A 22,875-nucleotide genomic window follows, 5' to 3' on the forward strand; every position below is an offset into this window, starting at 1 on the left:
CGGGATTTGCTCACTGTGGGTACTGGCACCGTGGCCGTCGTGCGGCCTGGAACAGTGTGACATGACCCGAACGGCCCCGTCGCGCGAGTCCGCTCTGTGACCGCCCTGCGGCCGGTCGGCGGCCATGTCGATCTTGCCGCTCCGAACGGTCCGTCACACGGCGCTCAAAACCTCACACGCCTTTCACTACATAGCGTGATCTTGGCACTCAGGAGCGGCGCTGGGCGAAAACGCCCTTCGGGAACGCACCGGCAGCTACCACGCGCCGCGTGAGATCCCGGCCGAGCTCCTCCAGCCGGGCCAGCTTCTCCGGCCCGAGGTGGTCCCACGGGCCGCGCGCGGCGGCTTCGGTGGCCGCCTCGACGCGGTCACGGACCGCGACGCCTTCGCCGGTCAACGCGCCTTCGCCGTCGAGCAGCCCGCGGTCACGCAGGCGCTGCTCGGCGGCGGCCCACTGCTCGTCGCTCCAGCCGCGCGTCAGCTTGGCGGAGTCGACGGTGAAGCCGGCACCGGTGGCGACGTGCGTGACGAGCGCTTCGACGCCGCTCAGGCCGTTGAGGAGCAGCGCCGCGATGTGGCCGTCGCCGCGGTGCTCGCGCAGCAGCGTGATGGCGTGCCAGAGCGCGAGGTGCGGCGGCTCGGGCCAGTCCAGGCCGGCGTGGGCGGCGTAGAGGGGCCGTCCTTCGACGGCGCACCCGGCGGTGGCCTCGCGGGCGAGCTCGGCGCCCTCGACGACCTGGTCGCTCTTCAGCTCGCCTTCGCCGAGGAGCCGGGTCAGGGCCTGGTCGACGCCCTCGAGCCGAGCCACGAGGACCTGCTCGGGCGTCGCGAGGGTCCAGGCGCGCGGGATCACGCGGGCGACGACCTCGGGGTTGAAGTTGTAGAAGGTGGCGGCGACGACCTCGGGCCCGACGGCACCCATCGCCGCGGACCGGCTCGCGAAGTACGGCATCCGGCCGGGCCGCAGGCCGATGCCGGTGAGGGCCTGGTCCACCTCGGGCGCGAAGTACGCCAGAGCGTGAAGGGAGTCGAACGCCGACTTGAACCGCTTCTCGTCACCCGCCATGGGCGCACCCTACTACCGGGTAACCACGCGGGGACAGGCCGAAGGGGACATTGCGTCCCCTTCGGCCCGGGGCGGACGAGCGGGCATGTAAGCCGGATCCTGTTCCCCGGTCGCCTCACGGCTCGCGGGGCGGCGGCCATCCATCTCGGCCTGCCGTCGCCGGCAGGCTCCAGCGGCCTACCCGCAGGCTCGGACGGGCCGTCCTCGAACGCCTGCGCAGAAGCCCGGGGGCTTCCTCTTGGCCTTGCTCCGGGTGGGGTTTACCCAGCCGTCCCGGTCACCCGGGACGCTGGTGGTCTCTTACACCACCGTTTCACCCTTACCCCGGCCCTCGCGGGCCGGGGCGGTCTGTTTTCTGTGGCACTTTCCCGCGGGTCACCCCGGGTTGCCGTTAGCAACCACCCTGCCCTGCGGAGTCCGGACTTTCCTCGGGCCGGGTCACCCCGGCCCGCGACCGCCCTGCCTGCTCGTCCGCGGAGAGGATGGTAGCCCAGCGCCCGGGCCCGGCTCGGCCGCGGACGTCTTGGATGACTCATTCAGGTCTTCCGCGGTGCTGAAGGAGTCGTTCAGGACCGCGGGGACGGGGCGGCGCGGGGTGGCGGGCGCCGGTCGGCAAGGACGGGCCCCGGCGGGCGCGGGCTGGTAAGGACCGGCGCCGGTCGGCAACGGGCGGGCGCCGGTCGCCAAGGGACGGCCGCCGGTTGGCAGGGGCGGCGCGGGTGGCGCGGGTCGGCGAGGGGTGGGCGCGGGGTCGGCAAGGGTGGGCGCCGGTGGGCGCGGGTCGGCAAGGGTGGGCGCGGGTTGGCGGGCGCGGGCCCCTAGGGGCGGGCGCCGGTCGGCAAGGGGGGCGGGCGCGGGTTGGCGGGCGCGAGCCCCCAGGGGCGGGCGCCGGTCGGCAAAGGGGGCGGGCGCGGGTTGGCGGGCGCGAGCCCCCAGGGGCGGCCGCCGGTCGGTAAGGGGGCGGGCGCGGGTCGGCGCGGGTCGGCGCGAGCCGGCAAGGGCGGGCGCGAGCCGGCAAGGGCGGGCGCGAGTCGGCGGGCGCGGGTGGGCAAGGGCGGGCACCCGTGGGCTCGGGTGCGGGCTGGCAAGGGCGGGCGCCGGTCGGAAAGGGGCGGGCCGGCTAGGGCGAGCGCAGGTCCGCAAGGGCGAGCGCAGGTCCACAAGGGGCGGGCGCGGTCGGCAGAGGTGGGCGCGAGTTGGCGGGCGCAGGTCGGCAAAGGCGAGCGCCGGTCGGCTCGGGCGTGGGCCAGGCCCAGGCCCAGGCCCAGGCCGCGTCAGTACCCCGCCGCGGCTCGGCTGTGGTGGCGGGGCCGATCAACTTCCGGGGGCCGCTGCGGTGGCACCACCGCCGGCGCCGGGTGCTGGCGGGCCAGCTCCGCCGTCCAGTGCAGCACCGCCGCCGGGCTGTCGAGGCCGATCAGCCCGACCAACCGCCCGTCGCGGACGGAGCCCGTGATCGGCCGCGTCCCCGGGACCGGCGACTCCAGCAGCACCGTGTCGGTCCCGAGCATCGGCCGGCCCGCGACCTGGATGCGGACGCCGTGCTGCTCCGACCAGTACCGCGGCACCGGCGTGTACGCCGGCGACCCGGCCGGCCCGGCCAGCAGGTTCTCGGCCGCCGCGCGGCTCATCTCGACCGCGTTGAGCCAGTGCTCGTCACGCCGGGGCGTCGCGTCGTAGCGGAGGTTGGGCCAGCGGGCGACGTCACCCGCCGCGACGATCGTGTCCGACCCCAGGACGTGGCACGTCGGCCCGCAGACGACGCCGTCGTCCAGCGGCAGCTTCGCCCCGCGCAGCCACGACACCGCCGGCACGCTGCCGACCGCGACCACGACGCACGCGACGTCGATCGCCCGCCCGTCGGCGAACTCCAGGCCGACCGACATGGTCCCCGGATGCCACCGGCGGATCGTCGTCCCGAGCTCCAGCCGGACGCCGCGGGCGGTGTGCAGCGCGGTGAGCCAGTCGCCGATGTCGGGGCCCAGGACGTCGGCCATCAGCGCCCGCGCCCGGCCGATCAGCACCACCTCGCGGTTCATCTCGCGCAGGCTGGAGGCGACCTCGCAGCCGATGAAGCCGTCGCCGATGACCGCCACCGGACCCGAGTTGGTGGCCAGGGCGCGCTGCAACGCCGTCGTGTCGGACAGGGTCCGGACGACGACGACCCGCGGGTGGCCGTGCGGCGCGCCGGGCATCCGGCGGGGTTCGACGCCGGTGGCGATGATCAGGCCGTCGTAGCGGACCTCTTCGTCGCGCAGGTGCACGACCTGCCGGTTCGGCGACAGCGCGGTGACCGGGCTGTCGAAGTACCACTCCGCGTCGACTTCGAGCGGGTCGGCGAGCAGCGTCTGCGCGCGGCTGACCGCGCCGGTCAGCAGGCTCTTGGACAGCGCCGGGCGGTGGTAGGCGATGTCGGGCTCGGCGCCGAGGACGACGACTTCGCCGTCGAACCCGAGTTCGCGCAGCCGTTCGGCGGCGCGCAGGCCGGCGAGGCCGGCTCCGGCGATGACGATGCGTTCGCTCATCGGGTGGCTCCCAACACGTGGATGGCTCTCATGGGACAGGCGCGCGCGGCCGCGCGGACGTTCGGCGTTTCCCCGGCACCGGGCCGTTTCTCGTACTCGAGCTGCCCGTCGTGGCCGAGCTGGAAGACCCCGGGCGCCTCGGACTGGCAGACGCCGTAGGAGTGGCAGCGGTGGCTGTCGACGTCGACGCGCAGCGCGGCGACCTCGGGCTCGGGTTCGATCAGCCCGGCCCGGACGAGGGCGGACGCGGGCAGCACGCGCAGGGCCGAGAGCAGCACCGGCGGGACGAGCAGCGTGATCCCGGCGAGCCAGACGACCGCCAGGTGCCCGCTCGAGACGGCGCCGAGCCACGCGTGCACGGCGAGCAGCCCGATCGCAAGGTAGCCGAACTGGTGGAAGCGCAGCCAGCGGCCTTCGCGCGCGCCGCGGCGCAGGCCCGCGGTGACCGAGACGGCGATGACGAGCTCGAGGCCGAGGATGCCCAGCGCGTGCCGCGGGGTGCCGTCGTAGAAGGGCAGCAGCAGGTCGGCGACGCCGAAGGGGTCGTCCTCGAGGAAGAGGAACGTCAGCCCGTGCACGGTGCAGGTGGCGAGGGTGAACGCGGCGAGCAGGACGTGACCGGTGCGCAGCGCGTCCCGGCCGTTGAACCGGCGGACCCAGCCGGTGGCGGCCAGGACGCCCCAGCACAGCGTCAGGCACATGCAGAGGTACGTGAGGCGGCCGGACAGCGCGGCGGCCTCGGCGATCCCGGTGTCGTGCGGCGACACCGGGAACAGCGCGGCGGACGGGGACATGGGCGGGCTTACCTCCGGGTGCGCGGCTGGGTCCTGCCGGGGGTTCCGAGCAGGCGGAGCAGGGCGAACGTGGCGACGGCGGCGACGGCCACGAAGCCGGCCCCGAGGGCGACGTCCCCGCCGCCGAGGGTGTCGGCCTCGGTGGCGGAGACGAGCAGGGACGTGGTGTCGGCGAGCCCGGTGCTTTCGAGGAGCGTCAGGTGGCCGAGCGCGGTGTCGACGGCGGTCTGGGCGAACGCGCGGACGTCGTCGTCGCGGGTGCCGGCGCGGACGGCCGAGGCGAGGGAGAAGAGGGTGCCGTACTCGGCGCGGAGGCGGTTGACGTAGACGTGGTCGAACGCGTCGCCGGAGTCCGCGGCGAGCTCGCCCGCCCAGGCGCGCTCCTGCTCGGTCGGCTCGCCGGGGAGGGTGAAGGCGAGCCGGTCGGCGACCGCGCGCAGGGCGACGCCGAGGCGCGCCTGGTCGTCGGCGATGCGCACGGCGACCGCGCGCACGCGCCGGTTGGTGGCGCGCTCGGCGGCCTGCCGGCTCGCCGGCGTCGCCCACAGCGTGTGCTGCTTCAGGCGCGTCAGCAGAGTGCGGTCGGTCTGCTGCAGCTCGCCGGCGGAAGCGGGGAGAACGCAGCCGAGCACGAACGCGGTGGTGGCGGCGAACAAGGCCACGAATCGGAACGGCATCCGTTCTCCCTTCGCGAAGTAGTCCTCACCGGTGGTTACGGAGAAAAGGAGTGATCCGGTTCTCGCCGTCACCTTTTAGTGACTGTGACGTGGGTCACAAGACAGAAAATGAACCGGCGCGGTTCGGGTCGGGACTAATGGGGTACGGAAACTAATGCATATGGTCTATTAAGTGGTTGTGCGCTACGCTCCGGAGGCCCCACGGTCCGCCAGTCAGGTGAGGTTGCGAGCTTTATGGAAGCACTGGGCAGAGAAAGTCGCGACTCCGTCGGCTACACCTCGTCCGCGACCGCGGTCGCGCCGCGCCCGGACGCGGGAGACGATCTCGTCCCGTTGCTCTACAAGGACTTCCGCGCAACCCTGTTCGCCCAGGTACTGGCTCTGACCAACCATGATCGACAGTGGACCGAAGACGTCGTGCAGGAGACCATGATCCGCGCGTGGCAGCACTCCGGCACGCTCGAACGCGAGCCCGGAATGCTGCGCGGCTGGCTGCTCACGGTGGCGCGCCGGATCGTCATCGACGGCTGGCGGAATCGCCGGGTCCGCCCGCAGGAGGTCGCTCTGGAGATCCCGGAAAACGCCGAGTCCACCGACCGCGCGGACAGTTCGTTAGCCGCGCTAACGATTAGCCGGGCATTGTCGGAACTGGACGAGAAATATCAGGCCGTCATCGTCGAGACGTACCTCGCCGGAAACACGGTCCGGCAGGCGGCGACAATTCTGGGAATTCCCGAGGGAACCGTCAAATCGCGGTTGTACACGGCGATGCGGCAATTGCGGAAAGCGCTCGGGGAAGCAGCGGCCCGATGAAGGGGAAGCACCGGGAGGCGGCGGCCTACGAACTGGGTGTCCTCGACGACTCGGAAGAGTTCGAAACCCACCTGCGCGGGTGTCCTCGTTGCCGGGAGCTCCTCGAGGGGTTCCACCCGGTGTCCGAGGCCCTCGATGCGGCGGCCCGGCTCGGGTACCTGCCGGGCGGCGGTTCCCCGGGTGGCCCGGCCGGAGCCGGCGACCCGGCGCCCGCCGGCTCCGCCCGTGAGCGAACCGGCGCGGACCGCGGCTACCCGCCGCCGGGCGACGGGGCCGCCCCTGGTCCGAAGCCGGGCGGGTTTTCCGGCCGGCGGGGGATGGTCACCGGAGCACTGGTGCTGCTCGCGCTGGGCGCGGCCGTCACGGCCGCCCGCGCTGCCCGGCCGGCCACCGCGAGAACCTGGTTCGCATCCGCTGCGTCCATCGTCTCCCCTGCTCAGGTCGTGGCCGGTACCGGCGGTGACCTGCGGGATCTCCCGTGGTCAGCCGGTTTCCAGTAGTCTGCCCGAACCCAACATGAAAGTCCTTACGGTGGATACCGAAGTAAATCCCGAGCACCCCGTCAGCGGGGCTTCGGTACCGAAGCGCCCCGCCCCGCGGCTCCCCGGCCGCGAGCCCGAGCTCAGCCGCCTGACCAGCCTGTTCCCCGTCGCGCTCGGCGGCACGGCCGCGAGCGCGGTGCTGGTCGGCGAGTTCGGCATGGGCAAGAGCGCCACGCTCCACACCACCGCCGCGCTGGCCGCGGACGCCGGCTTCACCGTCGCGATCGCCACCGGGTCGCGGCTGGAGAGCCACCTGCCCGGCGGGCTCGCCCGCCAGCTGGCCGACGCGCTGGACCCCGGCTCCGCGAGCCTCCCCGCCGAGTGCGGCCCGGCCGGCGAGAGCGAAGCGCTGGACCGCTTCTTCCGGATCGTCCGCGACGCGACCGAGCGGGGTCCGCTGTTCCTCGGCATCGACAACGTGCACCTCGCCGACGCCTGGTCCATGCGGTGCCTCGCCTACATCCGGCACCGCGTGCTCGACCTGCCGGTGTTGATCATACTCACGTCCTTGATCGGCCACCCGCCGCACCGCGAGGTCGCGCTGCTGGAGATGGCGGGCTGCACGCCGGCGACGATCACCCTCAACGGCCTCGGCGACGCGGGCGCGGCCGAGATCCTCGGCCTCGCCCAGGGCGAGCTCGCGACCGCGTGCCGCGAGGCGACCGGCGGCAACCCGTACCTGCTGCACGCGCTGCGGCCGCGGCTGCTGCCCGGCGCGGACCCGCACGAGCTCGGCTCGTCGCTGATCGGCCAGGTGCTCCACACGCGGATGGAGGAGTTCCCGCACGCGCCGGAGATCCTGCACGCGGCCGCGATCCTCGGCGAGGACGCCGGCTTCGACCTGCTGGCCCAGCTCGCCGGCGTCGACGAGTTCGACGCGCTGCAGGCGATCGACACCATGGTCCGGCTGCACGTGCTGAACAACAGCAACGCCCCGACGCTGACCTACCCGTTCGTCCGCAACTCGATCCTCAAGGACATGCCGAAGACCACGCGCGCGGTCAACCACGCGCGGGCGGCGAAGCTGCTGTCGGAGACCGGCGCGCCGGCCGAGCGCGTCGCCGCGCACCTGCTGGACGCGACGTCGATCCGGATCCCGTGGGGCGTCGACGTCCTGCGGCTGAGCGCGCGCAACGCCGTGTTCGCCGGCCGGTCCGAGCTGGGCGCGCGGTACCTGCGGCGGGCGCTGGCGGAGCGGCTGACGTCGGGGCGCCGGGTGGCCGTGCTCCTGCAGCTGGCGCACGCGGAGTTCCAGGTCGACCCGCCCGCCGCGGCGCAGCGCGTGCGGGAGGCCGTCGACACGATCGGCAACCGCGACACGGCCGCGTTCATCGCGTCGGCGATGCTGCTGTCGCTCTGCGGCGGCCAGGACGCGCGGCTGGCGATCAGCGCGGCGGGCCAGATCGCGGCACGGCTCGACGCGGGCGGCCCGGACGCCGTCTGGCCGCTGCTGTGCATGACCTACCTCGCCGAAGCCGGCAGCCGGCTCGGCCCGCCGCCGGAGTTCCGCGACTTCGAGGAGCAGTGGGCACCGCTGACCGACCCGGCGGCGCAGCGCAGCCGGTCGGCGCTGCTGGCGCTCGACGCGGTCCGCAGCGGCGAGTCCGCGCAGGAGGCCGTCGGCCACTTCGCCGACGCGCTGACCGGCGACGACGGCGAGCTGTTCGAGCAGCACTACTTCTTCACGCTGGCGACGTCGGTGCTCGCCGACGAGCCGGCGCACGTCGACCGGCTGTGCCGGGTCCTCGACGTCGAGCGCGAGCCGTGGGACGTGCACGTCCCGCACGGCGCGCTCCCTACCCTGGCCCGCGGGATCGCGCTGCAGGCCAGCGGCGACCTGCAGCGGGCGAGCGTCCACTTCGAGTCGCTGCTGCGCCGCTTCGACGAGCGCGGCGGGACGACGACGTGCCCGGTCGGCGTGCTGTGCGCGGCGAAGCTCGTCGAATGCTGGGTGGACCTGGGCCGGTTCGAGGCGGCGACGTCGTTGCTGGACCGGATGGACTTCGTCGCGAGCCAGGGCCTGTTCACCCACACGTACCTCCTGTACGCGCGCGGCCGCCTGCGCGTCGCGACCGGGTACACGCGCTTCGGGTTCGAGGACCTGCTCAGCTGCGGGCGCCGGCTCGCCCACCACGGCATGCGGTTCCCGGGGTTCGTGCCGTGGCGCGCGCACGCGGCGCGGGCGGCGCTGGCGCTGGGCCAGGCCGACGACGCGGCCCGGCTGGCCGAAGAGGACATCAACGCCTCCGCTCGCTGGGGCGCGGCACGGCCGCTGGGCACGGCGTTGACGACGATGGGTCTCGTCCGCGAGGACGACGAAGCCGAGCGCGCGCTGACGAAGGCGATCACGACGCTTCGGTCGTCGCCGGCCCGGCTCCAGCTGGCGACGGCGCTGACCGAGCTGGGCACGCTGCAGGCGCGGCACGGCCAGTCGGAAAAGGCCATCGAGACGCTGCGGCAGGCCGTCGAGCTGAGCGAGCACTGCGGAGCGCGGCCGCTCGCCCGGCGCGCGGCGGAGGAGCTGCGGTCGGCGCGGCGGGCGCTGACCCCGGCGAAGGACAACGAGCACGGCTTGACGCGGCAGGAGAACCGCATCGCCGTGATGGCCGCGCAGGGCCTGACGAACCGCGAGATCGCGACGGCGCTGCACCTCACGCGGCGGACGGTGGAGCTGCACCTGTCGGGCGCGTACCGCAAGCTCGGCATCCCCGGGCGCGCGGAACTCGGTGGCGCGCTGGCGAAGTCGCACCGCGGCGGGTGAGTTCCCACCGCGTGGACGCGCGTTGACCGGTCCGGGCGGCGTTGCTCTACTCGGGCCATGTCCCTCGAAGAGCCGTTGAAATTCGCCTACTGGGTCCCGAACGTGAGCGGTGGCCTCGTCACGTCCGACATCGAACAGCGGACGGACTGGGGTTACGAGTACAACAGAGATCTGGCCGTGCTGGCCGAAAACAGCGGGTTCGAGTACGCGCTTTCGCAGGTGCGCTACACGGCCAGCTACGGCGCGGCGTACCAGCACGAGTCGACGGGTTTCAGCCTGGCGCTGCTGCTCGCGACGCAGCGGCTCAAGGTGATCGCGGCCGTCCACCCGGGCCTGTGGCACCCCGGCGTGCTGGCGAAGTTCATCGCGAGCGCCGACGTGATCTCCGGCGGCCGAGCGGCGGTGAACGTGGTGAGCGGCTGGTTCAAGGGCGAGTTCACCGGCTTGGGTGAACCGTGGCTGGAGCACGACGAGCGCTACCGGCGGTCCGAGGAGTTCATCCGCGTCCTGCGCGAGCTGTGGACGAACGACCACGCGGAGTTCCGCGGCGACTTCTACCGCATCCACGACTTCGACATCAAGCCGAAGCCGGTGGCGGCCCCGCACCCGGAGATCTTCCAGGGCGGCAACTCCACGGCGGCGCGCAAGCTGGCGGGGAGCGTGTCGGACTGGTACTTCAGCAACGGCAAGGACTTCGACGGGTTCTCCGAGCAGGTTTCGGAGGTGCAGGGGTATGCCGCTTCTCATGGAAGGACCGTCCGTTTTGGACTCAACGGGTTCGTGATTGCGCGTGAGTCGGAGAGCGAGGCGCGCGCGGTGCTTCGCGAGATCGTGTCGAAGGCCAACGTCGAGGCGGTGGAGGGGTTCCGGTCGGCCGTGGCGCAGGCCGGGAGGTCCACTTCGGACTCGAAGGGCATGTGGGCGGACTCGGGGTTCGAGGATCTGGTGCAGTACAACGACGGGTTCCGGACCAAGCTGATCGGGACGCCGGAGCAGATCGCGGACCGGGCGATCGAGTACAAGAAGCGCGGGGCGAACCTGCTGCTGCTCGGGTTCCTGCACTACCTGGAGGACGTCGAGCACTTCGGCAAAGAGGTGCTGCCGGTGATCCGGGCGAAGGAGCAGGACCTCGCCCGCGGCGCGGCCACCCCCGAGCCGCTGGGAGTCTGAGCCCGCGGGGGCGCCCCCGTTTTCCACTTTACTCGCGACCACCGACAAAACCGGGCCACGCTCGAGCGGGCCGCCGCCGGTCTCGCGGAATTGTCGGTGCCTTCCGGTAGCGTGGAAAACGGGGGCGCCCCCGGCGGACCGCGCCGGGCGTCGATTAGCGTGGGAGCGTGAACTTCTGGGCCGGGGCGGGAAGCCTGGCGCTCCTCGCCGCCGTGCTGGTCTTCGCCATCGTGCGTCCGCGCGGCTGGCCCGAAGCCGTCGCCGCGGTGCCGGCCGCCGGGCTCGCGCTGCTGCTCGGTCTCGTGCGTCCGGCGGCGGCCGGGCACCGGGCCGTCGAAATCCTCCCGACCCTGGGCTTCCTGGCCGCGATCCTGCTTTTGTCCTTTTTGGCCAGTGTCGACGGCGTCTTCACCTGGCTCGGCAACCGCCTGGCCGAGGCCTGCCACGGCAAGCCCCGCCGGCTGCTCGTCCTCACCTTCGCCGCGGCGGCCGGCGTCACCGCGATCCTCAGCCTGGACGCCACCGTCGTCCTGCTCACCCCGGTCGTCCTCGCGACGGCCACCAGCCTGAAGCTCCCGCCCCGCCCGCACGTCTACGCCTGCGCGCACCTGGCGAACTCGGCGTCGACGCTGCTGCCCGTGTCCAACCTGACGAACCTCCTCGCCTTCGCCGCGTCGGGGCTGACCTTCGCCGGCTTCACGGCGATGATGGCGTTGCCGTGGCTCGTCACGATCGGCATCGAACTGCTGGTGTTCCTGCGCTTCTTCGCCACCGACCTGCGTCCGCGCGAGACCGCCGACCCGAAGCAGCACCTCGAGACGCCGACGTTCGCGCTCGTCATCCTGGCGCTGACGCTCGTCGGCTTCGGGGTCGGCCAGCTGGGGCATGTCGAGCCGGTGTGGATCGCGGCGCTGGCGTCGCTGATCCTGGGCGTCCGGGCGCTGGCGCTGGGCAAGATCAAGCCGTGGCAGCTGGTCATCGAGGCGTCGCCGCAGCTGGTCCTGTTCGTGCTCGGGCTGGCGGTCGTCGTGGAGGCGGTCTCGGAGCACGTCCTCGGCGGTCTGCTGCGCGACGTCCTGCCGACGTCGACCGGCCTGCTCGACCTCCTCGTGGCCGCGGGCGTGGCGGCCCTGCTGGCCAACCTGGTCAACAACCTCCCGGCGACGCTGATCCTGCTGTCGGTCCTGGGCCCGCACCCGGCACCGGGCGTGCTGCTGGCGGTCCTGCTCGGCGTGAACATCGGCCCGAACGCGACCTACCTCGGCTCGCTGGCGACGCTGCTGTGGCGCCGCACGCTGCCGGAGCACCCGTCGGCGAAGACGTTCCACGTCCTGGGGGCGATCACGACACCGCTGTGCCTGGCCGCGGCGACCGGGGCGTTGTGGCTGAGCCTGAGCGTGGCGAGCTAGCACCGCCCGCCGACGCGAACCGCCTGGTCGGGACGGCTCACGAACTCCGGGCGCAGGCCGATCGGTGAGCTGACGCGTTCCGCTGAGGCTCAGCGGGGCATCGTGATCGTCTGGCCCGGCTTCATCGTCGCGCCGCAGTCGTCCAGGGGGCCGCCGAAGCGGTCCGCCGCCACCGCCGGGATCGTCTTTGCCGCGTAGTCCTGGGCCGCCTTCAGCTTCGCCGGGTCCGTCACCGCGTCCTTGCGCACCCAGTCGCCGTTGCGCAGGCCCTCGATCGGCGACGAATAGATCAGCACGTAGTCGCGGTCCAGCCGCGGGTCCAGCGCGATGCCGTTGCCCGCGGCCCACGGGCCCCACGAGTGGATGAACGTCGGCTTCACCGTGTCGAACACGTAGTTCCGCAGGCCCGCCAGGTCGTTGTCGTGGACCAGGTCCGCGATCGGCTTGTTGACCAGGCCCGCCATGTCCACCAGCTCGAGCCGGCTCGTCATCGACGAACCGCCGAGGTCCGGCAGCAGCAGCGACGCCTTGCCGATGCCCAGGATGTCCGCGTACGTGTTGAAGCCGCGGCCGAAGCGGTCGGCCACCAGGCACGCCGTGATGTTCGGGTTCTTCGCGAACTTGTCCGCCGCGGCCGCGAACCCGACCGCCGACGGGACGAACGCCCCCACCAGCACGACCACGATCCCGATCCGCAGCAACGCGCGCCGGTGCTTCAGCAGCTCGCCCGCCGACAGCGTCCCCGCGATGACGGCCAGCGGCCACACCGGGCTGGCGAACCGGTGCTGGTACATCCAGTCGGCGACCATCACGCCGTACGCGACGATCCCCAGCCCCAGCGGCACCAGCAACGCGATCAGCGACCGCCGCCACGGCGCCTTGACCAGCGCGAACACGATCACCAGCGCCAGCAGGACCACGCCGGCCCAGCCCGCGTAGCCCGCCAGCTCGAACGGCCGCTTCAGAGCGTCGATGCCGGGCAGGCCCTGCTGCTTGGCCACCGACGGGTTGGCCAGCAGCCGCCCGAACTCCGCGTGCCGCCAGACGACGTACGCGCCGAACGGCACCGCGAACGCCGCCACCGACAGCAGCGCCAGCCGGAAGCTCTTCCAGAACAGGCCGCCGCGCAGCAGGAACAGCGCCGTCAGCGGGTACGCGCCCGCGTAGATCAGGCCTTCCGGCCGGGTCAGCGCCGCGAACGCGACCATGACGCCGGCCCAGAGCGCGACCTTCGGGGTCAGCAGCTTGTCGCGCTTCACCGCGACGAACAGGGTCACGGCCAGCGTGACGACCGTGAACGCGAACAGCGAGTTCTCCAGGCCGGACACGACCCAGATGACGAACGACGGGATCGTCGCCAGCGTCAGGCCGGCGATCAGCGTCGCCAGCCACGCGAAGCGCGTGAAGATCTGCTTCGCCGCGAGGTAGCAGGCGGTCAGGATGCCGCCGGTGAACAGCAGGCCCAGCGCCTTCGGGAACAGCACGTAGTCCGGGAGCCCGAAGAGCGAGCCGTGGTCGAAGAGGCCGACGAGCTTGCCGAGGCCGAGCAGCACCATCCACGTCGGGTCGGAGAAGCCCTCGACCGGCGGGACGCCCGGCTGCAGCACCGGGCCGAGGCCGTCGGCGAAGCTGCGGGCGTAGGAGAACGTGATGGCGGCGTCGTCGACGATCCAGTGGCCGTAGCGCGTGGCGTGGGCGGCGACCGCCGCGACGCCGGCGAGCACGGCCAGCACCGGCGCCAGGCGCGCGCCCAAGCCACGCGTGGTCGTCGCGGGTGCCGGGTCCTCGGGGACGTCGCTCGGGGAGGTCTCGGTGAGTGCGCTAGCCGTCATGTCCTCGTCACTGTTCCGCCCGCAGGCTTCTGCCGGTGGGATACGCGCGAGCTGGCGCCCCCTGAAGTGGACCCAGCCGTGGATCCGCCACCGCGGCGACGCGGTCGAGACACTCTAGCCAATACCCCATCCGGGGTCCGCCACGCGTCGGTGTTGACCGTGATCCACCCCACATTTCGGGGGGTCAGGCCAGGTGCGAGGTGTCGTTGACCAGCCGGACCGAAGCGTTCCCGTCCGGGTAGAACTCGACGATCGACAGCGACGCCAGATCGAGGTGCAGCCGGAACAGCAGCTGCGGTCCCGCGTCGAGGCCCATCCGGAGCAGCGTCTTGATCGGCGTCACGTGGCTGACCAGCACCAACGTCTTGCCGCCGTGCTCGGCGATGAGCTCGTCGCGGGCCTTGCGGACGCGCCGGTGGACGACTTCGAAGCTCTCCCCGCCGGGCGGCGGCACCGAGCTGTCGCCGAGCCACGAGCCGTGCAGTTCGGGGTCGCGGTCGGCCGCTTCGGCGAACGTCAGGCCCTCCCAGTCGCCGAAGTCGGTCTCGATGAGGCCGGGGTGGGTCTCGACGCGGCCGCCGAGCGCGTCGGCGACGGCCTGCGCGGTCTGCTTCGTGCGCGTGAGCGGCGAGGAGATGATCGGGACGGCCTCGCCGTCGACGACCAGCCCGTCCATCGCGGCCAGCCGCTTCGCCGCCGCGGCGGCTTGGGAGCGGCCCAGCTCGGTCAGCGGGACGTCGCCGCGGCCGGAGTAGCGGCGCAGCGCCGACATCTCCGTCTGGCCGTGGCGCAGCAGGAGCAGCCGGGTCGGGGTGCCTTTCGCGCCGGTCCAGGCCACGGCCGCGCGGTCGGGCTTGCGGGTCGGCAGCTTCGGCGCGGGCTTCCCGGCGGCGGGCTTCCCGGTGGCCGCGTCCATGGCCTCGTTCGCGAGCCGGTCCGCGTGGGAGTTCTCCGCCCGCGGGATCCACTCGTACTTCACGCGGGAGAAGCCGGCCGCCAGTTCCTTGGCGCGTTCGGCGAGCGGCTGCATGTCCGGGTGCTTGATCTTCCAGCGCCCGGACATCTGCTCCACCACGAGCTTCGAGTCCATCCGGACGTCCACAGTGGACGCTCCGAGCTCGGCCGCGGCGGTCAGCCCGGCGATCAGGCCGTTGTACTCCGCGACGTTGTTCGTGACGACGCCGAGGCTTTCCTTGCGCTCGGCGAGGACCTCGCCGTCGCTGTCCTTGACGACCGCGCCGTAGCCGGCCGGGCCCGGGTTGCCCCGGGAACCGCCGTCGGCCTCGACGATGACATGCGAGGTCACAGACCCGACTCCATGGTCCGGACCAGGATCGCGCCGCAGTTCTCGCACTGGATGACGTCGTCCTCCGGCGCGGCCTTGATCTCGGCGATCGTGTTGCGGTCCATCTCCAGCTGGCAGGCGCCGCAGCGGCGGGCCCGCAGCAGCGCGGCGCCGATGCCCTTGTGCTCGCGGACGCGCTCGTACAGCTTGAGCAGCGGCTCCGGGAAGCGCGGCAGCAGCTTCGCGCGGTCTTCGTCGCGGCGGGCGCGGGTGGTGTCCAGGTCCTTGAACGCCTCGTCGCGGCGGGCGATCGCGGCGGCGACCTCGGCCTCGGCCTTGTCGACCTCGGCGCCGGTGCGCTGCGCGTCCATGCCGAGGGCCTCGCGCTGCTCCATCAGCTCCAGCAGGTCGTCTTCGAGCGCGCTCTGGCGGCGCTGCAGGGTCTGCAGCTCGTGCTCGATGTCGGTCATCTGCTTCGAGTTGACCGACCCGGACGCCAGGAGCTTGCGGTCGCGGTCCTCGCGGGCGCGCACCGACTCGATCTCCTTCTCCTGCCGGGCGATCTCGCGGTCGAGGTCGGAGGCGGCGGTCTCCACGGACACGAGCGCGTCGCGGCGCTCACGGGCGGTCTTCTCCCCCGCGTCGATCTCGGCCAGCTCGGGCAGGGTGCGGCGGCGGTGCGCGGTGCGCGAGAGCTCGGCGTCCACCTTGGCGAGCTCGAGCAACTGGCGCTGCACGGCGGGTTCGGCCTTCACGGTGCTCCTCTTAATTCGATGTGCGCTCGGCGCGGACGTTCCACGGGTCGGTGCACCGCGTGGAGACGTAGGTGTCGACGTTACCCGCAAACGCGTTGCCGATGACCGCCGAGGCTTGCCCGCACCAGGGCCATTCGCTGGCCCAGTGGGTCAGCCCGACCAGCGCGGGCACGGTGCCCGGGTTCGCCAGGTGCTCGCCGGCGGGGTGATGCCGCAGGTCGGCGGTGACGAAGGCGTCGGCACCGGCCGCGGTGGCCTGCTTCAGGTAGGAGTCCCCGGCGCCGCCGGAGACGGCGACGGTGCGGATCGGGCGGTCGGCGTCCCCGGCACCGAGGACGCCGGGCACGGTCGCGGGCAGGGCGTCGGCGACGCGCTGGACGAACCGCGCGAACGGCTCGGCCTCGGGCAGCTCCCCGAGGCGGCCGATGCCGGTGACGCCGTCTTCGTTGGGGGTGAGGGGGCCGGTGACGCGCAGCCCGATCGCCTGGGCGAGGGCGTCGGACACGCCGGGGTCGGCCGAGTCCGCGTTGGTGTGCGCGCAGAAGAGCGCGATGCCGTCGCGGATCATGCGGTGGACGAGCGCGCCCTTGGCGGTGTCGGCCGGGACGCCGTGCACGCCGCGCAGGAGCAGCGGGTGGTGGGCGACGATCAGCTGCGCGCCGAGCGCGGCGGCCTCGTCGATGGTTTCGGCGACCGGGTCGACGCAGAAGAGCACGCGCGTGACGGGCTCGGCCGGGTCGCCGCAGACGAGGCCGACGGCGTCCCACGACTCGGCGAGCGCGGGCGGGTACGCCTGCTCCAGGACGGTGATGATTTCGGAAAGCGCGGGCACCGGGGGATCTTCGCATGTACGGTCGCGGGCCATGCGAGTACTGGCGGTGCTCTTCGCGGTGGTGTCGGGCCTGGTCCTGGCTTCGGTCCCGGCGGCGGCTTCGGCTCCTGGCCTGTGGCGCCTGACGGACCTGGCGGCCCAGCGCGTCGCGATCGCGGACCAGGTGGCGGCGGCGAAGTACGGCACACCGTCCCCGATCGACGACCCGGCGCGCGAGCAGCAGATCTACGACTCGGTGTCGGCGCAGGCGCCCGGGCTGGGCCTGGACCCGGCGGACGCGGTGCGGTTCTTCCGCGCGCAGATCGAGGCGAACAAGCTGGTGCAGCGGGGGTGGTACGCCCGCTGGGACGCGCACCCGTCGGAGGTGCCGACGACCCGGCCCGATCTTGGGCAGATCCGCCCGGTGATCGATCGGGTGAACGCGGGGTTGTTGACGGAGCTGGCGGCGACGTTGTCGCTTCGCGGGTCTCGCGCGTGCCCGACGCGGCAGCTGGTGGCGGCGGGTGTGGCGGACCTGGTCCACCGGTTCGACGCGCTGCACGCGCGAGCGCTGGGCGAAGCGACGTCGGCGACCTGCTTGCCTGCTTAGGGGGCGCCCCGGCGGCGGGTCCACTGCCGCCGCCGCGAGCGCCGGTGCAGCGTCAGTTGCAGTTGCCGCAGCAGCCGCAGCCCTGTCCGGTGCACTTCGAGCAGCACCCGTGCATGTCGCTCTCCTTCCGGTTCGCGTCCTCGCGTGATCGACGCTAAGTGGCGGCGCGGGGCGGCGGGTACCGCCGAGCGAGCGGGTGACCGGGTGAACCGGCCACTCACATTCGTGACCGGCGCCTGACTACGCCGTCGCCGCGGGCGGGCGCCCCGGCCGCCGCACGACCAGGGCGCTGGCGAACACGAGCCCGCCGACTGCGAGCAGACCCCAGCCGAAGCCGCGGCGCACGGACAGGGCGGCATCGCATGCCGCCTGGTAACCCTCAGTGCGATCGGGCAGCGCCCACACCTCCCCGGCGTCGGCCGCGTAGGCGTTCGTCAGCGCGTTGACGTTCGAGTCGTGCGCGGCCTGGCTCATATCGGTCTTGAACCCACTCCCGCACACGACGGACTCCCCACCCACGGCGGTTGCCTTCACCGTGGCCCCGAGCAGAACCAGCGCGGCGATGACGACGGCGAGAGCGGCGATGGCCACGAAAGTGCGAGGCGTCATGACGGCTCTCCGGCGGTGTCGAGGACGTTTCCGCACTGGTCGCGGGGTCTGGTACTCCTATTACGCGGATCCGGGAGGTACCGCCGAGCGAGCGGGTGACCGGGTGAACCGGCCGGTTACGCTCGCGGCGTGACGCACCTCGTCTTCGTCTGCTCGGGCAACATCTGCCGCTCCCCCATGGCCGAACTCGTCTTCCGCGCGAAGCTCGACGAGTCCGGAATCGACGGTATCCGCGTGACCAGCGCCGGCACCGGGCCCTGGCACGCCGGGGAGCCCGCCGACAAGCGGGCCCGCGCCACGCTCAAGGCCCACGGCTACCCCTCCGAACACGTCGCCTCCGAAGTGTCCGACGAAGACCTCCACGCCGACCTCCTCCTGGCCGCCGACGAGGGGCACGCCGAGTTCCTCCGCGCTCGCGTCGACGATCCGGCGAAGGTCCGGCTGCTTCGCTCCTTCGACCCGTCCGCTCCCGAAGGCGCCGAGGTCCCGGATCCCTACTACGGCGGTGACGACGGCTTCGAGGACGTCCTCGGCATGATCGAACGCTCGGTGCCCGGTTTGCTGGATTGGGTGCGTTCGCGCGGGTAGAGGTCACAACCGGCGGAGGTCGGCGGGCGGGCGCGCCGGGGTACGGCCTACCGTGGTGGGGTGCGGTTGCGGTTCCTGCTCAAGCCCGGGTGGCTGGCTCTGACGGTGGTGGTGTTCGCCTTCGCCATCTGCTGCTTCACGCTGCTCTCGCCGTGGCAGTTCAGCCGCAACGCCGAACGCGAGCAGCAGAACTCCGCGCTGGAGGCGTCCTTCACCGCCGCGCCGCTGCCGCTCGCGCAGCTGCTGCCGCCGGGCAGCGGGCCCGACCAGCGCACCGAATGGCACCTCGTCTCGATCAGCGGCCAGTACCTCGCGGACAAGGAAGTCGTCGCGCGGCTGCGGACCGTCCAGGGCGAGGGCGCCTTCGAGGTCCTGACGCCGCTGCGGACCACCGACGGCACGGTCGTCCTGATCGACCGCGGGTACGTCCGGCTCGACAGCAAGTCCGGCGTGCTGCCGTACGCGCCGCCGCCACCCGGGATCGTGCAGGTCACCGCACGGGCGCGCGCCGACGAGACCGACCCGAAGCACCGGGACGCCTTCGCCGACGCGTCGACCGGCGGGCAGCTGCAGAGCTACGTCGTCGACTCGCGGGTGGTCGCGCGGGCCGCGAAGCTCGACATCCGGCCGGGGTACTTCCAGCTCGACACCGGCCAGCCCGGCGTGCTGGGCGCGCTGCCGCTGCCGCAGACCGACTCCGGGCCGTTCCTGTCCTACGCGCTGCAGTGGATCGCGTTCGGCGCGATGGCGCTGCTGGGCTGGCTGTACTTCACCGTGCGCGAGCTGAAGCCGGGCGGCGCGCTGGACTCGTCGTCGGAGGCGCCGACGCGCCGGAAGTCCGTCGCGGAGATCCTGGCCGAAGACGAGCTCGCCGAAAGTGGCCATCAGAAATAGCGTCGCAATGGACCTTCGGTAAGGCCACTTGCGGTGGTGACACTGAGGTCATGCTGATCCACCCCTGGGACGCCGCCGAAGACGCGGAATGGCGCGCGTGGCTGGCCGGGCACGACTTCGGCCAGCTGATCGCCGGCGGCGCGGGCCGCGACCTGCCGGTGGTGACGCCGGCGCACTTCGCGTTCGACGGCGACGACACGGTCCTCACGCACCTGGCGCGCCCCAACCCGATCTGGCCGCTGCTGGAGGAGCACCCGCGGGCGCTGCTGACGGTCGTCGACGACTACACGTACGTCCGCGCGGACTGGAACACGGCCGGCGACCCGGCGGTCGGGGTGCCGACGTCGTACTACGCGACGGTGCAGCTCGAAGGGGACGTCCGGCTCGTCGACGACCCGGAGGCGAAGGCGGCGTTGCTGGACAAGCAGTTGCGGCACTTCGAACCGGATGGCGCGCGGGCGCCGGTGAGCGCGTCGGAGGCGCCGGACCGGCGGTTGCTGCCCGGGATCCGCGGGATCGAGTTCACGATCACCGGGGTGCGGGCGAAGTTCAAGTTCGGCGGGAACAAGACCCCCGAGGACCGCGCGCGGATCGGCGGCAAGCTGGCCGAACGCGGCGGGCGGCTCGACGAGGAGGCCTTGGCGCAGCTGCGCCGCCGCGGCTGAGGGCCCTCAGCCGCGACGCACGGATCGCGTCAGCCGCCGCAGCCCGGGACCGGGAGCACGTCCAGGAAACCGTGGATGGTCTCGCCCGTGGTGTGGTTCACCGCGTCCGCGGTCATGTGCTGGGTGACGCCCGGCTGGTTGGCGGTCGGGTGCTGCTCCCGGATCCCCGTGGTCGCCGAGACGTCGTCGCCGGTGAAGAAGACCCTGCCGTTGTCGGCGAAGGTGATGCTCCAGGTCTGGCCGGCGACGTTGGTGTGGATCTCGAACTCTTCCCCGACGACGAACGACCCGCCGGGCCCGTCGTCGTCGTGCTTGGACTTCAGCGTGAACGGTGTGCCCAGGCTGCCGGTGGAGTCCTGCTCGTAGGTGGGCCCGCAGTGGCGCTTGGCCTCGGCGGTGCCGGTGACGACGAGGGTGAACAGGCTCGCGGTGATCACGCCCACCGCAATGTGCTTGTACCGCACGAAAATCCTCCCATTATCGCGAAGCGTTGCCTACGCCTGTCGATACGCGGAGGAGTTACAACGTCAACGCGAGCGGCGCCAAAGACCCGCGACGACCGCGAGCAGGACCGAGGTGACCCCGGCCAGCCACCCGACGACGCGGGACAGCTCCACCGCCCGCGTCACGTGCCCGGCGTCCGGGTTCCGCCCGACCCCCAGCACCGGCAGTTCCGCCACCCCGTGCGGGTAGACCGTCCGCCCGCCGACGCGAACTTCCAAGGCTCCGGCGAACGCCGCCTCGACGCGGCCCGCGTTGGGGCTCGGGTGGGCGATCGTGTCGCGGCGCCACGCCCGCCACGCGCCCCCCGCCGAACCGCCGACCACCGGGGCCGCCAGCACCGTCAAGCCCGCCGCCACGCGGGTCGGGACCAGGTGGACCAGCTCGTCGAGCCGGTCGATCGCCCAGTGGCCCGGCCGGCCCACGCGCGCCCGGCGCAGCAGGCTGACCGTGCGCGCTCCGAGCAGGCCCGGGACGCCCGCGACCGCGCCCCAGACCAGCGGCGCGACCACCGCGTCCGAGGTGTTCTCCGCGACCGTTTCCACCGAGGCTCGCGACAGCCCCACCAGGTCCAGGCCGTCGGCCACGCGGGGGTCCAGTTCGGACAGTGTCGCGCGGGCCGGGTCGAAGCGGGACTCCTCGAGGTCGCGGGCCAGCTCCGTGCCCTGCAGGGCCAGGCCGGCCGCGCCGAGGACCGCCCAGGTCGTCACGGCCGTCGCCGACGCCTGCACCAGCGGGCGGCCGCGGCCGGCGCGTTCGAGCAGGAGGCCGCCGGCCACCGCGACGCCCGCGACCGCCGCGCCCGTGCGCTGCGGGAGGCGGCGGAACGCCGTCACCGTGAGGCGCCGACGGGGGTCGCCGAGGGCGCCGTCGGCCGCCACGCCCAACACCAGTCCGATCGCGCGCGCCGCGCTCACCCGTGCCCCCCGGCGGAAGAAAAGTCCAGTACCCGACGAGGCTACTCGACCAGCGCGGCGATCTCGTCACGCGCCTGGACGACGATGTCGTGCATCGCCCGCTCGGCCCGGTCCGCGTCCCCGGCGGCCACCGCCGCGGCCACCTCCAGGTGCCACGCCACGGCCTCGGGCTGCGGTTCCGGCGGCATCAGCCCGTGCCCGGTCCGGCCGGTGAGCACCTCCGCGACGACCTCGGACAGCTGCGCGAACATCGGGTTCCCGGACGCGCCGAGCAGCAGGTCGTGGAACGCGATGTCGAACTCGAGGAACGTCGAGAGGTCGCGGGCCCGGGCCGTGCGCGCCAGCCGCTCCCCCAGCGCGCCGAGCCGGCCGCGCTCCTCCGGCGTCGCACGCAGGGCGGCGTACCGCGCCGCGCACGGCTCGATCGCCGAGCGCAGCTCGTTCAGCATCGCCAGGGCCGCCGGGCGCGCGGGGCCGTCGAGCTGCCAGCGGATCAGGCGCGGGTCGTAGTGGTTCCACTCCGCCTGGTCCCGGACGATCACGCCGACCCGGCGCTTGCTGCTGGTCAGGCGCATCGTCTCGAGCACCCGGACGACTTCGCGCGCCACCGTCCGTGAAGCACCGAAGCGCTCTTGAAGCTCATCGGACCGCAGGACGGTGCCCGGCTCCAGCTCTCCGTTCGCGATCGCCGCGCCGAGAGCGTCCAATGCTTGTTCGTGCTTCACCCGGCCAACTTAGCGATCTGACTCGATTAAGTAGTACTTCATCTTGAATAAGTAGTACTTTTGAGTTTGACTCACCCGAGCACAACGAAGTGGGAGGTGCGGATGACCGTCATCGTGGTGATGGGGGTGTCAGGCTCCGGCAAGACGACGATCGGCACGGCGCTCGCGAACGCGCTGGGCGTCGAATACGCCGAGGCGGACACGTTCCATCCGCAGGCCAACATCGACAAGATGACGGCGGGGCATCCGCTGACGGACGCCGACCGCGCCCCTTGGCTCGAGGCCATCGCCGGCTGGATCCGCGACCACCAGGACTCCGGCGGCGTCGTGACGTCGTCCGCGCTCAAGCGCCGGTACCGCGACGTGCTGCGGACCGGCGGCGACGTCTGGTTCGCCCACCTGCACGGCGACCGCGAGATCCTCGCCGAACGCATGAAGTCGCGTTCGGGCCACTTCATGCCGGTGTCCCTTCTGGACTCCCAGCTCGCCGACCTGGAACCCCTCGAAGCGGACGAGCCCGGCGCGATCTTCGACATCCGCGAAACGCCGGCTGAGATCACCGAAGCCGCCCTGACCGCTTTCCGGGAGCACGCGTGAACACCGTCCTCGCCGCCGGCTGGACCGGCCACGACACCCGCCTGATCATCGCGACCGTCGTCGCGATCGCCGTCATCGTCGTGCTGATCACGAAGGTGAAGCTGCACCCGTTCCTGTCGCTGGTGCTCGGCTCGCTCGTGCTCGGCCTGACCGCCGGGATGCCGGTCGACAAACTGCTGAAGAGCTTCACGACCGGCGTCGGCAGCACCGTCGCGTCGGTCGGCATCCTGATCGCCCTAAGGGATGTCTCGTAACCCGGTGTCGGAGCGGCCGGGCCGGTAGTTGATCATGTTGGTGTGGTGCAGGTGATCACAGCGTCGCGGCCGGAG

The 22,875-nt window shown here is 72.6% G+C and carries 22 protein-coding genes, 1 other RNA gene and 1 pseudogene; 11 read left to right on the forward strand and 13 right to left on the reverse strand.

Annotation, left to right across the window (positions count from 1 at the left end):
- Positions 1 to 208: 208 nt before the first annotated feature.
- From ACZ7OH_RS48905 to ACZ7OH_RS48925, 5 genes are all read right to left on the reverse strand, one after another.
- Positions 209 to 1,066: an SCO6745 family protein gene (locus tag ACZ7OH_RS48905; protein ID WP_470287207.1), complete on the reverse strand. Its 858-nt coding sequence runs from the start codon at positions 1,064 to 1,066 to the stop codon at positions 209 to 211.
- A 72-nt stretch (positions 1,067 to 1,138) separates the two neighbouring features.
- An RNA gene (rnpB, locus tag ACZ7OH_RS48910) (RNase P RNA component class A) lies at positions 1,139 to 1,536 on the reverse strand.
- Between the two features lie 804 nt (positions 1,537 to 2,340).
- Positions 2,341 to 3,591: an NAD(P)/FAD-dependent oxidoreductase gene (locus tag ACZ7OH_RS48915; RefSeq protein WP_470287208.1), complete on the reverse strand. Its 1,251-nt coding sequence runs from the start codon at positions 3,589 to 3,591 to the stop codon at positions 2,341 to 2,343.
- The gene (locus ACZ7OH_RS48920; protein ID WP_470287209.1) at positions 3,588 to 4,385 is read right to left on the reverse strand and encodes a ferredoxin; all 798 of its coding nucleotides are present in this window, start codon (positions 4,383 to 4,385) and stop codon (positions 3,588 to 3,590) included. The genes ACZ7OH_RS48915 and ACZ7OH_RS48920 overlap by 4 nt, the downstream gene beginning before the upstream one ends.
- An 8-nt stretch (positions 4,386 to 4,393) precedes the next feature.
- Entirely contained in the window at positions 4,394 to 5,062 is a 669-nt protein-coding gene (locus ACZ7OH_RS48925) for a DUF4142 domain-containing protein (protein WP_470287210.1), read from the reverse strand.
- A 234-nt stretch (positions 5,063 to 5,296) separates the two neighbouring features.
- On the opposite strand from ACZ7OH_RS48925, the gene ACZ7OH_RS48930 reads away from it, so the two are divergent.
- From ACZ7OH_RS48930 to ACZ7OH_RS48950, 5 genes are all read left to right on the forward strand, one after another.
- A complete protein-coding gene (locus tag ACZ7OH_RS48930; protein WP_470287211.1) occupies positions 5,297 to 5,875 on the forward strand; it encodes a sigma-70 family RNA polymerase sigma factor in 579 nt (192 codons plus the stop codon).
- The gene (locus tag ACZ7OH_RS48935; protein ID WP_470287212.1) at positions 5,872 to 6,375 is read left to right on the forward strand and encodes a zf-HC2 domain-containing protein; all 504 of its coding nucleotides are present in this window, start codon (positions 5,872 to 5,874) and stop codon (positions 6,373 to 6,375) included. The genes ACZ7OH_RS48930 and ACZ7OH_RS48935 overlap by 4 nt, the downstream gene beginning before the upstream one ends.
- Positions 6,376 to 6,406: 31 nt before the next feature.
- Positions 6,407 to 9,178, forward strand: coding sequence for an AAA family ATPase (locus tag ACZ7OH_RS48940; RefSeq protein WP_470287213.1), 2,772 nt, complete (start codon positions 6,407 to 6,409; stop codon positions 9,176 to 9,178).
- Between the two features lie 57 nt (positions 9,179 to 9,235).
- Positions 9,236 to 10,348: a dimethylsulfone monooxygenase SfnG gene (gene sfnG / locus ACZ7OH_RS48945; protein WP_470287214.1), complete on the forward strand. Its 1,113-nt coding sequence runs from the start codon at positions 9,236 to 9,238 to the stop codon at positions 10,346 to 10,348.
- Positions 10,349 to 10,515: 167 nt separating this feature from the next.
- Complete coding sequence (locus ACZ7OH_RS48950; protein ID WP_470287215.1) at positions 10,516 to 11,757, forward strand: SLC13 family permease; 1,242 nt, start codon at positions 10,516 to 10,518, stop codon at positions 11,755 to 11,757.
- Between the two features lie 89 nt (positions 11,758 to 11,846).
- Here the strand turns inward: ACZ7OH_RS48950 and ACZ7OH_RS48955 are convergent, their stop codons facing one another.
- The 4 genes from ACZ7OH_RS48955 to ACZ7OH_RS48970 form a co-directional block, all read right to left on the reverse strand.
- Positions 11,847 to 13,589, reverse strand: a complete 1,743-nt coding sequence (locus tag ACZ7OH_RS48955; RefSeq protein ID WP_470287216.1) for a glycosyltransferase family protein — start codon at positions 13,587 to 13,589, stop codon at positions 11,847 to 11,849.
- Between the two features lie 184 nt (positions 13,590 to 13,773).
- Positions 13,774 to 14,895 carry a bifunctional RNase H/acid phosphatase gene (locus ACZ7OH_RS48960; RefSeq protein ID WP_470287217.1) on the reverse strand — a complete coding sequence of 374 codons (1,122 nt, stop codon included), beginning with the start codon at positions 14,893 to 14,895 and terminating at the stop codon, positions 13,774 to 13,776.
- Positions 14,892 to 15,629 carry a zinc ribbon domain-containing protein gene (locus ACZ7OH_RS48965; protein WP_470287218.1) on the reverse strand — a complete coding sequence of 246 codons (738 nt, stop codon included), beginning with the start codon at positions 15,627 to 15,629 and terminating at the stop codon, positions 14,892 to 14,894. Before ACZ7OH_RS48965 ends, ACZ7OH_RS48960 begins: the two co-directional genes overlap by 4 nt.
- Before the next feature lie 10 nt (positions 15,630 to 15,639).
- On the reverse strand, positions 15,640 to 16,461 hold the full coding sequence (locus ACZ7OH_RS48970) for a Nif3-like dinuclear metal center hexameric protein (RefSeq protein WP_470287219.1): 822 nt from the start codon (positions 16,459 to 16,461) through the stop codon (positions 15,640 to 15,642).
- A 31-nt stretch (positions 16,462 to 16,492) separates the two neighbouring features.
- Between ACZ7OH_RS48970 and ACZ7OH_RS48975 the strand changes: the two genes are divergently transcribed.
- The gene (locus tag ACZ7OH_RS48975; RefSeq protein ID WP_470287220.1) at positions 16,493 to 17,050 is read left to right on the forward strand and encodes a chorismate mutase; all 558 of its coding nucleotides are present in this window, start codon (positions 16,493 to 16,495) and stop codon (positions 17,048 to 17,050) included.
- 240 nt (positions 17,051 to 17,290) lie between these two features.
- Here ACZ7OH_RS48975 and ACZ7OH_RS48980 read toward each other — a convergent pair whose 3' ends face one another.
- Positions 17,291 to 17,659: a hypothetical protein gene (locus tag ACZ7OH_RS48980; protein ID WP_470287221.1), complete on the reverse strand. Its 369-nt coding sequence runs from the start codon at positions 17,657 to 17,659 to the stop codon at positions 17,291 to 17,293.
- Positions 17,660 to 17,788: 129 nt separating this feature from the next.
- Here ACZ7OH_RS48980 and ACZ7OH_RS48985 point away from each other — a divergent pair, with 129 nt between their 5' ends.
- From ACZ7OH_RS48985 to ACZ7OH_RS48995, 3 genes are read left to right on the forward strand one after another with little or no spacing between them, the layout of a single operon-like run.
- Positions 17,789 to 18,247 (forward strand): low molecular weight protein-tyrosine-phosphatase, encoded by a 459-nt coding sequence (locus tag ACZ7OH_RS48985; RefSeq protein ID WP_470287222.1) that lies wholly within the window; start codon positions 17,789 to 17,791, stop codon positions 18,245 to 18,247.
- Positions 18,248 to 18,307: 60 nt separating this feature from the next.
- Positions 18,308 to 19,141 (forward strand): SURF1 family cytochrome oxidase biogenesis protein, encoded by an 834-nt coding sequence (locus tag ACZ7OH_RS48990; RefSeq protein WP_470287223.1) that lies wholly within the window; start codon positions 18,308 to 18,310, stop codon positions 19,139 to 19,141.
- Positions 19,142 to 19,191: 50 nt separating this feature from the next.
- Complete coding sequence (locus ACZ7OH_RS48995; RefSeq protein WP_470287224.1) at positions 19,192 to 19,806, forward strand: FMN-binding negative transcriptional regulator; 615 nt, start codon at positions 19,192 to 19,194, stop codon at positions 19,804 to 19,806.
- Positions 19,807 to 19,835: 29 nt separating this feature from the next.
- On the opposite strand, the gene ACZ7OH_RS49000 is transcribed toward ACZ7OH_RS48995, so the two are convergent.
- The 3 genes from ACZ7OH_RS49000 to ACZ7OH_RS49010 all read right to left on the reverse strand — a co-directional run bounded on the left by ACZ7OH_RS49000 (position 19,836) and on the right by ACZ7OH_RS49010 (position 21,949).
- A complete protein-coding gene (locus ACZ7OH_RS49000; RefSeq protein WP_470287225.1) occupies positions 19,836 to 20,270 on the reverse strand; it encodes a hypothetical protein in 435 nt (144 codons plus the stop codon).
- A 63-nt stretch (positions 20,271 to 20,333) separates the two neighbouring features.
- Positions 20,334 to 21,224 (reverse strand): cobalamin biosynthesis protein CobD/CbiB, encoded by an 891-nt coding sequence (locus tag ACZ7OH_RS49005; RefSeq protein WP_470287226.1) that lies wholly within the window; start codon positions 21,222 to 21,224, stop codon positions 20,334 to 20,336.
- 41 nt (positions 21,225 to 21,265) lie between these two features.
- Positions 21,266 to 21,949: a FadR/GntR family transcriptional regulator gene (locus tag ACZ7OH_RS49010; protein WP_470287227.1), complete on the reverse strand. Its 684-nt coding sequence runs from the start codon at positions 21,947 to 21,949 to the stop codon at positions 21,266 to 21,268.
- Between the two features lie 102 nt (positions 21,950 to 22,051).
- Here ACZ7OH_RS49010 and ACZ7OH_RS49015 point away from each other — a divergent pair, with 102 nt between their 5' ends.
- Complete coding sequence (locus ACZ7OH_RS49015; RefSeq protein ID WP_470287228.1) at positions 22,052 to 22,546, forward strand: gluconokinase; 495 nt, start codon at positions 22,052 to 22,054, stop codon at positions 22,544 to 22,546.
- A pseudogene (locus ACZ7OH_RS49020) lies at positions 22,543 to 22,785 on the forward strand (GntT/GntP/DsdX family permease); the annotation flags it as partial. The gene ACZ7OH_RS49015 and the pseudogene ACZ7OH_RS49020, both read left to right, overlap by 4 nt.
- Positions 22,786 to 22,875: the final 90 nt, after the last annotated feature.

Source organism: Amycolatopsis sp. NPDC114478, assembly GCF_055633805.1.